Here is a 15,752-nt window from a genome sequence, read left to right on the forward strand (position 1 = left end):
TCAGGCTGACAAGGGGAAATTTAAAATAACTTTCCGAATGCGTATTTTTTCACCAAAATCATCATTAACATGCCATAAAATAAGCAATTTGTCGTTTTTGCAGCCGCAATCACACTACCTGGTGGCATACTAATGAATAAGAAAAAGAGTAAGGAAGAACATTCATGCCTTTAAATGCCCAACAGCTAGCCGCACAGAAGAATCTGTCCTACGTTCTGGCCGAAAAGTTGGCTCAGCGAATCTTAAAAGGTGAATATGCGCCGGGTGCTATCCTGCCCGGTGAAATAGAGCTGGGCGATCAGTTTGGCGTGAGTCGTACCGCAGTAAGAGAAGCGGTAAAAACGTTAACGGCAAAAGGTATGGTATTACCGCGCCCGCGTATTGGCACTCGCGTCATGCCTCAGGCAAACTGGAACTTCCTCGACCAGGAGCTGCTTACCTGGTGGATGACGGAAGATAATTTCCCTCAGGTCATAAAACATTTTCTGGTGATGCGCATCAGTCTGGAGCCTCAGGCCTGTTTACTGGCGGCGACTATCGGTACGGCAGAACAAAAAGCGCATCTCAATACACTGATGGAAGAGATGGTCGAGCTGAAAAGAAATTTCCGGCGCGAGCGTTGGATAGAAGTTGATATCGCCTGGCATGAGCACATCTATGAAATGAGTGCGAATCCGTTCCTTATCTCCTTTGCATCACTATTCCATTCCGTCTACCAGACCTACTTTACCTCTATTACCTATAACGATGTGGTGAAGCTGGATTTGCACCAGGCTATTGTCGATGCAATAGAGGATAGCGATGGCGATCGCGCCTTCACCGCCTGTCAGGCATTGCTGATAGCACCGAACGAGCTACCGGATAAATAATATGTCAGAAAAGAAATCTCGCAGTATGGCCGGGCTGCCATGGATAGCAGCCATGGCCTTTTTTATGCAGGCATTAGACGCCACTATCCTCAATACCGCTTTACCCGCAATAGCGCACAGCCTTAACCGCTCTCCACTCGCCATGCAGTCGGCTATTATCAGTTATACCCTGACGGTCGCCATGCTGATCCCGGTGAGTGGATGGCTGGCAGACAGGTTCGGTACCCGACGCGTCTTTATGATTGCCGTAAGCCTGTTTACGCTGGGCTCGCTGGCTTGTGCGCTATCCAGTTCCTTAAGTGAATTGGTAGTTTTCCGCGTCATCCAGGGCATCGGCGGCGCGATGATGATGCCTGTTGCCCGTCTGGCTTTATTGCGAGCTTACCCGCGCAGCGAATTACTCCCTGTGCTTAACTTCGTGACCATGCCTGGGCTTGTGGGCCCTATTTTAGGTCCGGTATTGGGCGGGGTTCTGGTCACGTGGGCCAGTTGGCACTGGATTTTCCTGATTAATATTCCCATAGGCGTGGCGGGTATCTTCTATGCACGCAAATATATGCCGAACTTCACCACGCCGCGCCGCGGCTTTGATATGACAGGTTTCTTCCTCTTTGGCCTGAGCCTGGTGTTGTTTTCCAGTGGTGTTGAGCTGTTTGGTGAGAAGCTTGTCGCTACCTGGGTCGCACTCAGCATTATTGTGACCAGTATTCTGTTGCTACTTGCCTACATTCGTCACGCGCGTCGTCACCCAACGCCGCTGATATCGCTTCCCATATTTAAGACCAGAACCTTTTCCGTTGGGATCGCTGGAAACCTTGCCACGCGTCTGGGTACAGGATGTGTGCCGTTCTTAATGCCGCTGATGCTACAGGTAGGCTTTGGATATCCGGCGTTAATTGCGGGTTGCATGATGGCGCCAACGGCGCTGGGATCAATACTGGCAAAATCAATGGTGACGCAGGTGCTACGCCGACTTGGCTACAGAACGACACTGGTGGGTGTTACGGTGTTTATCGGCCTGATGATTGCGCAATTCGCTTTGCAATCCCCTGCTATGCCGGTCTGGATGCTGATCCTACCGTTGTTTATTTTAGGTATGGCGATGTCCACCCAGTTTACCTCAATGAATACCATCACTCTGGCGGACCTGACCGATGAGAACGCCAGCAGCGGTAACAGCGTGCTGGCCGTTACGCAGCAACTGTCGATCAGTTTAGGGGTCGCTATCAGCGCAGCCGTCCTGCGTATCTATGAAGGTATGGAAGGTACTAATACGGTTGAACAGTTCCATTACACCTTTATAACCATGGGCGCGATCACTATTGTCTCTGCGCTGATGTTTATGCTGCTAAAAGCCAAAGACGGACGTAACCTGATCAAAGATCGACACAAGCCTAAACCGACCCCCGCGCCATCAAAACAGGAGTAAGTTGCAGGCGTTGTTGCTGCAATGCGGGCTGCGCCATCCGGTGGATTAACACATCGATGGCCAGCTCGCCCAATTCATCTTTGGGTTGATGGATGGTCGTCAGCGGCGGCGTCATATAGCGTGCCAGTTCGATATCATCATAACCCACCACCGCCATATCCTGCGGAATGCGCAATCCTGACTGATACAATGCCTGATACGCTCCGACGGCCATTGCGTCGTTCCCGGTGAAAACGGCCTGCGGTCGCTGTTTATGTGACAACAACGTTTGCATAGCTTCAAAACCACCGCCGAACTCAAAGTCACCGGTGATCTCGTAACCTTCCGGGACCGGCAAGCCCGCTCGCTTCATGGCCGCCCGATATCCTTCCAGACGTAAACGCGCCGGTGTTTTATCCAGCGGCCCGGTAATACAGGCAATGCGCGTAAAACCTTTATCGATAAGATGCTGAGTGGCTAAGTCCCCGCCTAACAGAGAGTTATCCTGAATCAAATCGCTTTCGCCATCAAAGGGCGACCAGTCCATCATTACGGTAGGAATAGAAGGATAGCGTTGCATTATCTCTCTGGAAGGCTGGTGCGTTTCGGTGCAGAGCAGCAGCAAGCCATCCACCCGTTTTTGCATCAGCGTTTCCAGATTGCGGTTCATTCGCTGTTCATCGCCTTTGGTATTGCATAACACCAGGCTGTAACCGCGTTCAAAACAGCTACGTTCAACGCCACGAACCAGCTCGGAATAAAAAGGATTGGTACTGGCAGTGATTAACATGCCAATGGTGCGGGTCTGGTTTAGCTTGAGACTGCGCGCCAGTGCGGAGGGCGCATAGTTAAGCTCTTTAATTGCCGCTTCAACTTTGTCAGTGACAGACTCACTGACAAAGCGATCTTTATTAATGACGTGAGAAACCGTCGACGTAGAAACACCCGCCAGGCGGGCGACGTCCTTCATTGTAGCCAAGCGTTACCTCTGTTGACTTAAAAACGCTTCTATTTCTTCGCGCCATGGAACGGAAGGCTGCGCACCTTTACGGGTAACCGCAATCGCCGCAGCTGCATGGGCAAAACGGATCGCTTCAGGCAGCGGTGTCTCTTCCAGTAACGCTGTAATTAACGCGCCGTTAAAAGTATCCCCGGCAGCGATGGTATCAACGGCGTCCACTTTAAAACCAGGCACTCGGTGGGCTTCACCATTCACGCTGGCCCACACTCCGCGACTACCTAAAGTAATCAATACAGTATGGATCCCTTTCGCGTGTAATGCCTGCGCCGCTTTGGCCGCATCTTCATCGTTTTCAACACGGATCCCCGTCAGCTTCTCAGCCTCGGTTTCATTCGGGGTAATAATATCCACCAGCGCCAGCAGTTCGTCAGAAAGTTCACGCGCCGGAGCCGGGTTAAGGGCGACCGTGGTCTTATTTTGCTGCGCAATTTTTGCCGCAGCCAACACGCTTTCGATCGGCGACTCTAACTGCATCAGTAAGGCGGAGGCATGCGCAATGCGGTCGCGCTGCGCTTCCACCAGTGCAGGAGAAAGAGCTGCGTTCGCTCCGGCGTGAATGCCAATAACGTTCTCGCCATCACCATTCACAAAAATCAGTGCCACACCGGTCGATTCCCCCGAAATGACGCTGATCGGCGCAATATCGATATTATCTTTGGCCAACTGTTTACGCACACTTTCGCCAATATCGTCGTCACCCGTACAGGCAATAAACGCGATGTTCGCGCCACTACGACCCGCAGCAACAGCCTGATTAGCGCCTTTTCCGCCAAATGCGACCTGATAATGGCTACCGGTTACGGTTTCACCAGGCGTTGGGAAAGATTTAAGGTTGAGGATGTGATCGGCATTGATGCTGCCAAGAACAACGAGGTTGCCTGCGGTTTTCATGTTCGGAGTGTCCAGTAAAGTGCGCCACCGGGTTAGGGTGGCGCGTGCCCTGCTTTTCTTTTTACGCTTTCATCCTTAGAACCAGGCCCTGGGATGGCGTATTTATGTCTCCATCAGGCCGCGAGCGACCTGAATCGGTGTTACTGCTTGATGACCAGCTTCAGATCAACCGGATATTTAGCCTGAACCTTCTCGCCTTTCAGAACCTTATCCGCAGTTTCCACGCCTTTCGCGCCGATCTGATCCGGCAACTGAGCAATGGTCGCAGCCAGTTTGCCATCATTTACTGCTTTTTCGCCATCTGGCGTGCCGTCAAATCCAACCACCATCACATCAGATTTACCCGCGGTTTGCAGTGCGCGCAGCGCACCCAGCGCCATTTCATCGTTCTGGGCAAATACGGCCTGCACGTCAGGATGTGCAGTCAGCAGGTTCTGCATGACGTTCAGACCCTTAGTGCGGTCGAAGTCTGCCGGCTGGCTGGCCAGTACGTTAAATTTGTGTGCCGCAACGGCTTGCTGGAAACCTTCACCACGCTCACGTGCCGCTGAAGTACCGGCAATCCCCTGCAGTTCGATAACTTTCGCGCCTTCACCTGCTTTCTTCGCGATGTAATCACCCGCAATTTTACCGCCCAGCACGTTATCAGACGCAATGTGGCTGACCACATCACCTTTTGTAGCCTGACGATCCAGAGTAATAACCGGGATCTTCGCCTGATTAGCCATCTTCACAGCGTTACCAACGGCATCAGAGTCAGTCGGGTTAATCAGCAGTATTTTAGTTCCACGAACCGTTAAGTCCTGAACGTTAGCCAGCTCTTTCGCCGGGTTGTTCTGTGAATCCAGAATCACCAGGTTATAGCCCAGCTTATCCGCCTCTTTTTGCGCGCCATCCTTCAGAGACACAAAGAACGGGTTATTGAGGGTGGAGACCACCAGCGCAATGGTATCTTTCGCCATCGCATTCGCGCTCACGGTGGCGCTCAGCGCAACAGCAGAAACCAGGGTAGCCAGTTTTTTCATGTTCATATTTAAGATGTCCTGTAATCGTTGTTACTGCTTTTTGTTGTCTACCAGTACCGCCAGCAAAATCACCACCGCTTTGACGATCATCTGGTAATAGGAGGATACACCTAACAAATTCAAACCATTATTGAGGAAACCAAGAATTAATGCGCCGATCAGCGTCCCAACAATACGTCCTTTACCGCCCGCCAGGCTGGTACCGCCTAACACCACCGCAGCGATAGCATCCAGCTCATAGCCAGTACCTGCCGTCGGCTGCGCAGAGGAGAGACGAGCCACTTCAATGATGCCTGCCAGCGATGCCAGCAGACCGCACAGGGAGTAAACGATAATTTTGATTTTACTCACGCTGATACCGGACAGACGCGTTGCCGCTTCGTTACCGCCCAGCGCATAGATATAACGCCCCAGACGCGTATGGTGCAGCATGTACCACGCCGCCAGGAAGACAATCCCCATGATCCACACAGGCGTAGGCACGCCTAACGGACGACCAATACCAAACCAACCAAACAGATCTGCATTGTCAGTAAACCCGGTATTTACCGGACTGCCGTTGGTGTACACCATGGTCACACCGCGCAGCAGCAGCATCATCACCAACGTGGCGATAAACGCCTGCACGCGGCCTTTCGCGACAATGACCCCGGTTACTGCGCCAATGGCAGCGCCGAGCGCCAAAGCAGCGGCAACGGCCACCAGCGCATTGACTTCAATACCGACAATGGACGCTGCCACCGCACCGGTAAGCGCCAGCAAGGAACCGACGGACAGATCGATACCCGACGTCAGGATGACCAACGTCATGCCGACGGCCATGATGGCGTTTACCGACGTTTGCTGGAGAATGTTGAACAGATTATTAACGGTAAAAAAGTTGGGGCTCATGGTGGAAACAATCGCGATCAGCACTAACAGAGCGATGAGCGACTTTTGCTCCAGAAGCCATGCTTTAGTGAAATAACGGCGACCAGAAACAGCCTGGGTAGTCATCTTTTTTACTCCTGATTCACGCGATTAAGCTTGCCCACAGCGGCAGCCATTAATACTTCCTGAGTGGCCTGCTCGCGAGTGAATTCACCGCCGAGATGCCCTTCATGCATAACGATAATACGATCGCTCATGCCCAATACTTCTGGCATCTCAGAGGAGACCAGAATGATGCTCAGCCCATCGGCCTTAAACTGGTTGATAAGCTGATAAATTTCTTTCTTAGCCCCAACGTCGACGCCGCGTGTTGGTTCATCGAGGATCAGGACTTTTGGTCGGGTCATCAGACCGCGCGCAATGGCCACTTTCTGCTGGTTACCGCCCGAGAGCAGGCCGATAGCCTGTTCCATCGATGGCGTTTTAACATTAAACAGACGAATAAAATCACCTACCGCCTGCTGCTCATCTTTATGCTTCAGGCTTCCACCGGCGCGACTGAAATAGCGCAGCGCGGTCAGTGACATGTTCTCTTTCACCGACATGCCCAGCACTAAGCCATCACGTTTACGGTCTTCAGAAATATAGACGATGCCGTTTGCAAGGCCATCCTGTGGCGAACGGGTGACAACTTCATGCCCATCAAGCGTGACGTAGCCGCTGGTGCGCGGCAATGCGCCATACAACACTTTCATCAGCTCGGTACGTCCGGCGCCCATCAGCCCCGATACGCCAAGGATCTCGCCTTTACGCAGCGTGAACGAAACATCGTTTACCCCTGGGCCGCACAGATTATCGACCTTCAGGCGAATATCGCCCGGCGCTTTTTCCAGACGCGGGTACTGATCTTCCAGCTTACGTCCCACCATCATTTCAATCAGTGAGTCTTCGGTCAGCGTTGCGACTTCACGCTCGGCAATAAACTGCCCGTCACGGAAGACGGTCACGTCATCACAGATTTCGAAGATCTCTTTCATACGGTGGGAGATATAGACAATGCCGCGCCCCTGCGATTTCAGCTCGCGGATAACGCGGAACAGGGATTCGGTTTCGGTATCGGTGAGCGCATCCGTCGGCTCATCCATAATGATGACCTTCGATTCAAAGCTCAGCACTTTAGCAATTTCGACCATTTGCTGATCGCCAATCGACAACTCACCGACCAGCCTGTCGCTTTTAAAGCGCAGATTGAGTTTGGCGAGCAGCAGATCGGCTTCGGCGTACATCTTCTTCCAGTCAATTTTGCCAAAGCGATTCACAAACTCACGGCCAAGAAAAATGTTCTCAGCGATAGTGAGTTGCGGGATCAGGTTCAATTCCTGGTGGATGATACCGATTCCGGCTTCCTGAGAGGATTTCGGGCCATTAAAGGTGGTCTCTTTCCCCAGCCACAATAAAGAGCCAGCATCACGGGTGTAGATCCCGGTCAGCACTTTCATCATGGTGGATTTGCCCGCGCCGTTTTCGCCCACCAGCGCCATTACGCGGCCTGGATAGACATTCAGCGCAGCGCCGGATAGCGCTTTTACACCCGGGAACGCTTTATCGATCCCTTTGAGTTGCAGTAATGCGTTCATGATGGCCTCAGAACGTGACGCCAGCACAGAGAATGATATTCGCATACGGAGAACACTCTCCGCTGCGAATTACCGCCTGACTGTCTGCGGTTTGTTTTTTGAATTGTTCATGCGTGGTGTAACGAATTTCTATGGTGTTTCCCTGGTGTTGTTGCAGTTGCTCAATGTGGCTGAGCAACGTTTCGTGGAGTTGCGGATTATGTTGTTTAATTTCCGTCGCGAGAATGGCCGCCTCGACCTGCATTTCACGTGTAACCACATCCAGTACCTGCATAAAAGAAGGTACGCCCTGGGTTAATGCCATATCAATACGCGTTGTGCTGTTCGGGATGGGTAAACCGGCATCACACACCACCAGCGTATCGGTATGTCCCAGACGGGAGATCACCGTTGAAATTTCAGAGTTGAGTACCGTGCCTTTCTTCATTTTCTTTCCCCACTAGCGAAACGTTTCGCTGAAGATAAGTGTAGTGCGAAGAATGGACAGAAAACCACCGCGACGTTACGAAAATGTGATCGCCATCGAAACGTTTCGCAAGGATTATCATTTGATGAAATGAAAACTGGGAGGGACAAAACAAAACGCCCCCTTTCGCGATGAAAGAGGGCGTCGATTGCCTTAAATCTCTACCTGAGTACCGAGTTCAATAACCCGGTTTGGTGGGATTTCAAACTGGTCCGGCGCGCGCAGCGCATTGCGCTGTAGCAGCAGATATAGCTTGCCGCGCAGACGCAAATACCATGGCCGTTTGCCGACAATCAGCGACTCGTGCGACATAAAGAAGGAGGTTTCCATCATCCGACAGCTTAGGCCTTCCAGACCGCAGCGATGGAACACTTCCTCAACGTTCGGCGTTTCACGCCAGCCGTAGCTGGCCACTACGCGCCAGAAGGTGGGCGATAACTGCTCAATCTGCACCCTACGCACGTTGTGCACGTATGGCGCATCTTCCGTACGCAGCGTCAGCAGAATCACGCGTTCATGCAGCACCTTGTTATGCTTGAGGTTATGCAGAAGCGCAAACGGGATGACGTTCAGCGCACGCGACATATATACCGCCGTTCCCGGCACGCGTACCGGTGGGGATTTCTCCAGAGAGGCAATCATCGCCTCCAGAGAGTTGCCGTGCTCATGCATGCGACGCAGCAGACGGAAACGCTCGCTTTTCCACGTAGTCATGATGGTGAACATCACCAGACCCAGCGTCAGAGGCAGCCAACCACCGGAAATCAGTTTATCGAGGTTCGCGGAGAACAACGGAACATCGACGCACAAGAACGCCGCCAGGATCAGGAAGACGAAGTATTTATTCCAGTGCCAGTTTTTGCGCGCCACGGTGGTAGACAGAATAGATGTCAGTACCATTGTCCCCGTTACCGCAATCCCGTACGCCGCGGCCAGATTACTGGAGTGTTCAAAGCTCACAATCACGATAACCACCGCAAAATAGAGCATCCAGTTAACGAAAGGAATGTAGATCTGACCCGATTCCATTTCCGAAGTATGAATGATCCGCATCGGCGATAAATACCCCAGACGCACGGCCTGACGCGTCAGCGAGAAGACACCGGAAATAACCGCCTGCGAAGCGATAACCGTTGCCAGTGCGGCAAGGATCAGGAGTGGTATCAATGCCCAGTCCGGCGCCAGCAGGAAAAACGGGTTTTTGATCGCTTCAGGATGCTTTAACAGCAGCGCCCCCTGACCAAAATAGTTCAGCACCAGCGAAGGCAATACCACCGAGAACCATGCCAGTCTAATCGGCAACTTACCGAAGTGCCCCATATCCGCATACAGCGCTTCAACACCGGTAATCGACAGCACCACCGCGCCCAGCGCAATAAAGGACAACGTTTTGAATTCGAGGAAGAAATGCACCGCCCAGTACGGATTTAGCGCCTGCAGTACCTCCGGGTTGCCAATAATACTGCGCACGCCTAATACCGCGAGCGTCAGGAACCACAGCAGCATAATCGGCGCAAACAGTTTACCAACCATGCCGGTACCGTGTTTTTGAATCATAAACAGCAGGGTCAGCACGATAATCGAGAGCGGAACAATCCAGGTATCCAACTGCGGTGCAACAATCTCCAGACCTTCAATCGCCGACATCACTGAAATGGCTGGCGTAATCACCACTTCACCATAGAAGAAGCTACCGCCAATCAACCCCATGATGACCAGCATCGAGGTTGTTCGCGCCGAGGTATTGCGCCCGGCCAATGACATCAACGTCAGGATCCCACCTTCCCCGGCGTTATCCGCACGCATGACAAACGTCAGATATTTAATGGAGACAACAAAGATCAGCAGCCAGAAAATCAGCGAGAGAAAACCAAACACAGCATCACGTTCAACGCCAAAACCAAACTGGCCAGACAAACATTCACGAAGCGTATAAAGTGGGCTGGTACCAATATCACCGTAGACAACCCCAATGGCCGCAAGGGTAATCGCAGACAATGATTGTTTATTATCAGTGCTCATAGACTCGTCTTTCGTTTATACACATCATCATTCAAGCCACTCCGTGTGGGTTGCATTCGTTATTCCCCCCATCCCAGAAGAAAACTCCATTGCCGCCTTGGTGCAGTATGATTGATATGGTGTATATATTAGAAATGTGTGCGTCGTCCCTTGGCCCACAAAAAGGCGCACAGTATGCACGATTACTCACAAAATCGTACCCCTAAATGAGACCAGATTAATCTGGCTCAAAGAAAAATAAACGCACCTTCAGTCTATTACTGCACTGGTGTGAAGCATCTATACTCGCAGTTTACGCAGTACATTTGGCGAAAGGACGCCACTTCATTATGGCTCACCCACATTTATTAGCGGAAAGAATTTCCCGTCTGAGCAATGCGCTGGAAAAGGGACTTTATGAACGTAGCCACGCCATTCGCCTTTGCCTGCTGGCTGCTCTAAGCGGCGAGAGCGTATTCTTATTAGGTCCTCCAGGGATCGCAAAAAGCTTAATTGCCCGTCGACTGAAGTTTGCTTTTCAAAACGCCCGCGCTTTCGAATACCTGATGACGCGCTTCTCTACGCCGGAAGAGGTGTTTGGGCCGCTATCTATCCAGGCGCTGAAAGACGAAGGTCGCTATGAACGCTTAACGGCGGGCTATTTACCCGAAGCTGAAATTGTCTTTCTCGATGAAATCTGGAAAGCAGGCCCGGCCATTCTCAACACCCTGTTGACCGCTATTAACGAACGGCATTTTCGTAACGGCGCGCATGAAGAGAAAATCCCGATGCGTCTGCTGGTGGCAGCCTCCAACGAACTGCCTGAAGCAGACAGCAGCCTGGAAGCCCTGTACGACCGTATGCTGATCCGACTGTGGCTGGATAAAGTTCAGGACAAGGCCAACTTCCGCTCCATGCTGTTAAGCCAGCAGGATGAAAGTGACAACCCGGTCCCGGCGTCGTTACAGGTGACGGATGAAGAGTATTACCAGTGGCAAAAGGACATTGGCGCCATCAAGCTTCCCGATCGCGTCTTTGAGCTTATTTTCACGCTGCGCCAACAGCTAGACGCATTACCGAATGCCCCCTATGTATCCGATCGCCGCTGGAAAAAAGCTATCCGCTTACTCCAGGCCAGCGCCTTCTTCAGCGGACGTGATGCGGTCGTGCCTATCGACCTGATCCTGTTGAAAGATTGCCTGTGGTACGACGCGCAAAGCCTGAATCTGATGCAACAGCAGCTTGAAATTTTGATGACCGGACACGCCTGGCAGCAGCAAGCCATGCTGACGCGTCTGGCCAGCATTGTGCAGCGCCGCATCCAACTCCAGCAGCAGCAAAGCGACAAAACGGCATTCACGGTGATCCGTCAGGGCGGCATGTTCAGCCGTCGTCCTCATTATGATTTACCGCCGGAAGCCACTTCTTCAGTCGTGACATTACTGCTGCAAAAACCCTTAAAACTACATGATATGGAAGTTATCCATATTGCTTTCGAACGGGGAGCGCTGGAACAGTGGCTAACCAAAGGCGGTGAGATCCGCGGAAAATTAAACGGGATCGGCTTCGCCCAAACGCTGAACATGGAAGTCGATAGCGCACAGCACCTGGTTGTGCGCGACGTCAGTTTGCAAGGCTCTCGTCTGGCGCTGCCCGGTGCATCGCAAGAGAGTATGCCTGATGAGATAAAACAGCAGCTTGAAGCACTTGATAACGAGTGGCACCAGCAGCACAGTGCATTCAGCGAACAGCAAAAATGTCTGTTTATTCATAGCGACTGGTTAGGCCGCATTGAGGCCAGCCTGCAGGATGTCGGGGCACAAATCCGCCAGGCGCAACAATGCTAACCCTTGATACGCTCAATATCATGCTGGCAGTCAGTGAAGAGGCGATGATCGAAGAGATGATCGTCGCCCTGCTGGCTTCTCCAAAGATGGTGGTGTTTTTTAAAAAGTTTCCTCGCCTTAAAAAAGCGATTACTGACGATATTCCCCGCTGGCGCGAGTCACTGCGCAGCCGCCTCAAAGATACCCATGTACCGCCGGAGTTGACGGAAGAGGTCATTTGTTACCAACAAAGCCAGCTCCTCTCTCATGCGCAGTTTATGGTCCAGCTCCCGCAAATATTGGCGCTATTACACCGCCTACATTCGCCGTGGGCCGGGCAAGCGCAGCAACTGGTTGATGACAACAGTACCTTTACGCCCGCCCTGCATACGCTTTTTCTCCAGCGCTGGCGCCTGAGTCTGGTGGTACAAACTACAACGCTGAATCAGCAACTGCTGGAAGATGAGCGTGAACATTTACTTAGTGAAGTCCAGGAGCGGATGACCCTCAGCGGGCAACTGGAACCCGTTCTGGCAGAAAACGACAACGCCGCAGGCCGGTTATGGGATATGAGCGCAGGTCAAATCAAGCGCGGCGATTATCAACTGATGGTGAAATACGGCGAATTTCTGGCGCAACAGCCCGAACTCCAGCGTCTGGCTGAACAGTTAGGCCGTTCCAGAGAGGCCAAATCTGTGCCGCGTAAAGATGCGCCCATGGAGACCTTCCGTACCCTTGTGCGGGAACCCGCCACCGTCCCGGAACAGGTGGATGGCATCCAGCAAAGCGACGACATCCTGCGCCTGTTGCCGCCGGAACTGGCCACACTGGGCATTACTGAACTGGAATACGAGTTCTACCGACGGCTGGTGGAAAAGCAGCTGTTGACCTATCGTCTGCACGGCGAGGCATGGCGCGAGAAAGTAACGGAACGTCCGGTGGTGCATCAGGATTTTGACGAGCAGCCGCGCGGACCGTTTATTGTTTGCGTTGATACGTCGGGATCAATGGGCGGTTTTAATGAGCAATGTGCAAAAGCCTTTTGCCTGGCGCTAATGCGCGTCGCCCTGGCAGATAACCGGCGCTGTTTCATTATGCTGTTTTCAACAGAAGTGGTGCGCTATGAGCTGTCTGGTCCGGAAGGCATTGAACAAGCGATCCGTTTTTTAAGCCAGCGTTTTCGCGGCGGTACCGATATTGCCAGCTGCTTTCGCGCCATTATTGAGCGCATGCAGGGCCGGGAATGGTTTGATGCCGATGCGGTGGTGATCTCTGATTTTATCGCTCAGCGATTGCCCGATGAGGTCGTCAATAAAGTGGGTGAATTACAGCGGGTGCACCAGCATCGTTTTCATGCGGTGGCGATGTCAGCACACGGCAAACCCGGCATCATGCGCATTTTCGATCATATCTGGCGCTTTGATACCGGGATGCGAAGCCGCCTGCTCAGACGCTGGCGGCGTTAATTATTACAGCAGGGAAGAAACGCTTTCACGTACCTGTGCCGGCCACACGCCACACTGCACCTGACCAATGTGCGGTAATTGCAGCAGCAGCATGGTCAAACGCGACTGTCCAATGCCGCCACCGATTGTCTGCGGCATTTCACCACGCAGCAGCGCCTGGTGCCATTCCAGACTCAGACGATCTTCATCACCGGTCAATGAAAGCTGGTGTTTAAGGGTGTCGGCATCCACACGGATCCCCATCGAAGACAGCTCAAACGCATCTTCCAGAACCGGGTTCCACACCAGAATATCACCGTTCAGACCGGCGTGACCCAGCTCAGACGCTGAACTCCAGTCATCATAATCCGGCGCGCGTACATCGTGACGGTGACCGTCACTGAGCTTGCCGCCGATCCCTACCAGGAATACTGCGCCCAGTTCTTTCGCGATCGCACGTTCACGACCTTTCGCGTCAAGATCCGGATAACGAGATAACAGCTCCTGGCTATGAACAAAGTGGATCTGCTCTGGCAGGAACGGTGCCAGACCAAACTCTTTACTAACCGCAGCCTCGGTGGCCTTAATTCCCGCCCAGATAGCCTCTACCGTGCTTTTCAGAGTGGAGAATTGACGCTCGCCGTCGCCCATCACGCGCTCCCAGTCCCACTGGTCAACATACACTGAGTGCAGTGGGGAGAGGCGATCTTCATCGGGACGCAGGGCCTTCATGTGCGTGTACAACCCTTCGCCTGCGCTAAAGTCGTGTTGTCCTAACGTTTGACGCTTCCACTTCGCCAGTGAATGAACCACTTCGAATTGAGCGTCCGGCAATGCTTTAACCTTCACCTGCACCGCTTTTTCACAGCCCGACAAGTTATCCTGCGTACCATCTCCTACGCGGCTGAGGATCGGAGCCTGAACTTCGATCAGACCTAAACGCTCTTCCAGCTGACGAGAAAAATGAGATTTTACGAAGCTAATTTGACGTTGTTTGGCAATGTAAGCGGTTTTCATTATGTGTACTCCTGTGTCCTGTTGCCTATGATTAAGCAACAGAATGGAGGTAATATTCAATAATCAATAAACAAAAAGCCGACTTCGATTTTGATTCGTTAAAATTAACGTCTAAAATAAAAAGAATCATTAATCTACATAAGAAAAACCTATGGAAAATTATCAGATCGACAATCTGGACCGCGGCATTCTTGATGCCCTGATGGAAAATGCTCGCACCGCCTACGCAGAATTGGCCAAACAGTTTGGCGTTAGTCCGGGGACAATTCACGTTCGCGTAGAAAAGATGAAGCAGGCCGGGATCATCACCGGTGCGCGTATTGATGTCAGTCCCAAACAGTTGGGTTATGACGTCGGCTGCTTTATCGGCATCATTCTGAAAAGCGCGAAGGACTATCCGTCAGCGCTGGCCAGACTGGAAAGCCTTGACGAAGTGACCGAAGCCTATTACACCACCGGCCACTACAGCATCTTTATTAAGGTGATGTGCAAGTCGATCGACGCGCTGCAACAGGTACTTATCAACAAGATCCAAACAATTGATGAAATTCAGTCCACTGAAACCCTGATCGTCCTGCAGAACCCGATCATGCGTACCATCAAGCCATGATCATTTTTTTTAATCCCACATTTTTCCACAGGTAGATCCCAGCTCGCTCACAGCGTACAATGCGCCTTCTTTATAAAGGTGGGCGAGCATGGCAGACATCACTCTTATCAGCGGCAGCACGCTTGGCAGTGCGGAATATGTAGCAGAACATCTGGCTGAAAAGCTGGACGACGCCGGTTTTTCCAGCGAAATACTGCATGGACCAATGCTGGATGAGGTTCCGGCTGAAGGGATCTGGCTGATTATCAGCTCCACACACGGTGCTGGAGACATTCCTGACAACCTGCAGCCTTTATATGACGCATTACGAGAGCAAAAACCGGACCTGTCGCAAGTAAACTTTGGCGCAATCGGCATCGGCAGTCGTGAATACGACACCTTTTGCGGCGCAATCGACAAGCTGGAAGCAGAACTGAAAGCCTGTGGGGCAAAACAGATCGGCGAAACGCTTAAGATCAACGTGCTGGAACATGAAATTCCGGAAGATCCGGCTGAAATTTGGCTGGGATCCTGGCATCCATTGCTCAGAGATTTGTAAAGATCATACTTTTTTATGTGGATAACTCTGGTTAAAAGCTTGGATCAACCGGTAGTTATCCAAAGAATAACGGCTGTTCAGTTTTTGAGTTGTGTATAACCCTTCATTCTGATCCCAGCTTATACGGA

14 protein-coding genes are annotated in these 15,752 nt (G+C 52.0%); 6 read left to right on the forward strand and 8 right to left on the reverse strand.

Features of this window, described 5'->3' with window-relative positions; translation table 11 throughout:
- The first annotated feature begins 164 nt into the window (after positions 1 to 164).
- Together FDX09_RS00005 and mdtD are read left to right on the forward strand one after the other, a co-directional pair.
- Positions 165 to 869, forward strand: a complete 705-nt coding sequence (locus FDX09_RS00005; RefSeq protein WP_137346613.1) for a FadR/GntR family transcriptional regulator — start codon at positions 165 to 167, stop codon at positions 867 to 869.
- Between the two features lies 1 nt (position 870).
- Positions 871 to 2,298, forward strand: a complete 1,428-nt coding sequence (mdtD, locus tag FDX09_RS00010) for a multidrug transporter subunit MdtD (RefSeq protein WP_038635809.1) — start codon at positions 871 to 873, stop codon at positions 2,296 to 2,298.
- On the opposite strand, the gene rbsR is transcribed toward mdtD, so the two are convergent.
- The 7 genes from rbsR to kup all read right to left on the reverse strand — a co-directional run bounded on the left by rbsR (position 2,264) and on the right by kup (position 10,209).
- Positions 2,264 to 3,256 carry a ribose operon transcriptional repressor RbsR gene (gene rbsR / locus FDX09_RS00015; RefSeq protein WP_137346614.1) on the reverse strand — a complete coding sequence of 331 codons (993 nt, stop codon included), beginning with the start codon at positions 3,254 to 3,256 and terminating at the stop codon, positions 2,264 to 2,266. The two genes, mdtD and rbsR, sit on opposite strands and share 35 nt — an antisense overlap.
- Before the next feature lie 3 nt (positions 3,257 to 3,259).
- A complete protein-coding gene (gene rbsK, locus FDX09_RS00020) occupies positions 3,260 to 4,189 on the reverse strand; it encodes a ribokinase (RefSeq protein WP_137346615.1) in 930 nt (309 codons plus the stop codon).
- A gap of 140 nt (positions 4,190 to 4,329) precedes the next feature.
- Positions 4,330 to 5,220: a ribose ABC transporter substrate-binding protein RbsB gene (rbsB, locus tag FDX09_RS00025; RefSeq protein WP_006687780.1), complete on the reverse strand. Its 891-nt coding sequence runs from the start codon at positions 5,218 to 5,220 to the stop codon at positions 4,330 to 4,332.
- A gap of 24 nt (positions 5,221 to 5,244) precedes the next feature.
- Complete coding sequence (rbsC, locus tag FDX09_RS00030; RefSeq protein WP_003023762.1) at positions 5,245 to 6,210, reverse strand: ribose ABC transporter permease; 966 nt, start codon at positions 6,208 to 6,210, stop codon at positions 5,245 to 5,247.
- A gap of 5 nt (positions 6,211 to 6,215) precedes the next feature.
- The gene (gene rbsA, locus FDX09_RS00035) at positions 6,216 to 7,721 is read right to left on the reverse strand and encodes a ribose ABC transporter ATP-binding protein RbsA (RefSeq protein WP_016157825.1); all 1,506 of its coding nucleotides are present in this window, start codon (positions 7,719 to 7,721) and stop codon (positions 6,216 to 6,218) included.
- A gap of 7 nt (positions 7,722 to 7,728) precedes the next feature.
- Positions 7,729 to 8,148, reverse strand: a complete 420-nt coding sequence (gene rbsD / locus FDX09_RS00040; RefSeq protein ID WP_038635798.1) for a D-ribose pyranase — start codon at positions 8,146 to 8,148, stop codon at positions 7,729 to 7,731.
- Positions 8,149 to 8,340: 192 nt separating this feature from the next.
- Positions 8,341 to 10,209, reverse strand: coding sequence for a low affinity potassium transporter Kup (gene kup / locus FDX09_RS00045; RefSeq protein ID WP_085049158.1), 1,869 nt, complete (start codon positions 10,207 to 10,209; stop codon positions 8,341 to 8,343).
- A 329-nt stretch (positions 10,210 to 10,538) separates the two neighbouring features.
- On the opposite strand from kup, the gene ravA reads away from it, so the two are divergent.
- Positions 10,539 to 12,035 (forward strand): ATPase RavA, encoded by a 1,497-nt coding sequence (gene ravA, locus FDX09_RS00050; RefSeq protein WP_038635792.1) that lies wholly within the window; start codon positions 10,539 to 10,541, stop codon positions 12,033 to 12,035.
- The gene (gene viaA, locus FDX09_RS00055) at positions 12,029 to 13,480 is read left to right on the forward strand and encodes an ATPase RavA stimulator ViaA (RefSeq protein ID WP_085049157.1); all 1,452 of its coding nucleotides are present in this window, start codon (positions 12,029 to 12,031) and stop codon (positions 13,478 to 13,480) included. The genes ravA and viaA overlap by 7 nt, the downstream gene beginning before the upstream one ends.
- A 3-nt stretch (positions 13,481 to 13,483) precedes the next feature.
- On the opposite strand, the gene asnA is transcribed toward viaA, so the two are convergent.
- Positions 13,484 to 14,476: an aspartate--ammonia ligase gene (gene asnA, locus FDX09_RS00060; RefSeq protein WP_069323645.1), complete on the reverse strand. Its 993-nt coding sequence runs from the start codon at positions 14,474 to 14,476 to the stop codon at positions 13,484 to 13,486.
- A gap of 151 nt (positions 14,477 to 14,627) precedes the next feature.
- On the opposite strand from asnA, the gene asnC reads away from it, so the two are divergent.
- Entirely contained in the window at positions 14,628 to 15,086 is a 459-nt protein-coding gene (gene asnC, locus FDX09_RS00065) for a transcriptional regulator AsnC (RefSeq protein WP_003023780.1), read from the forward strand.
- A gap of 88 nt (positions 15,087 to 15,174) precedes the next feature.
- Positions 15,175 to 15,624, forward strand: a complete 450-nt coding sequence (gene mioC / locus FDX09_RS00070) for an FMN-binding protein MioC (RefSeq protein WP_038635783.1) — start codon at positions 15,175 to 15,177, stop codon at positions 15,622 to 15,624.
- The last annotated feature ends 128 nt before the right edge of the window (positions 15,625 to 15,752 follow it).

Origin of the sequence: Citrobacter sp. wls717, assembly GCF_005280955.1 — a bacterium.
Classification (GTDB): Bacteria; Pseudomonadota; Gammaproteobacteria; order Enterobacterales; family Enterobacteriaceae; genus Citrobacter; species Citrobacter werkmanii.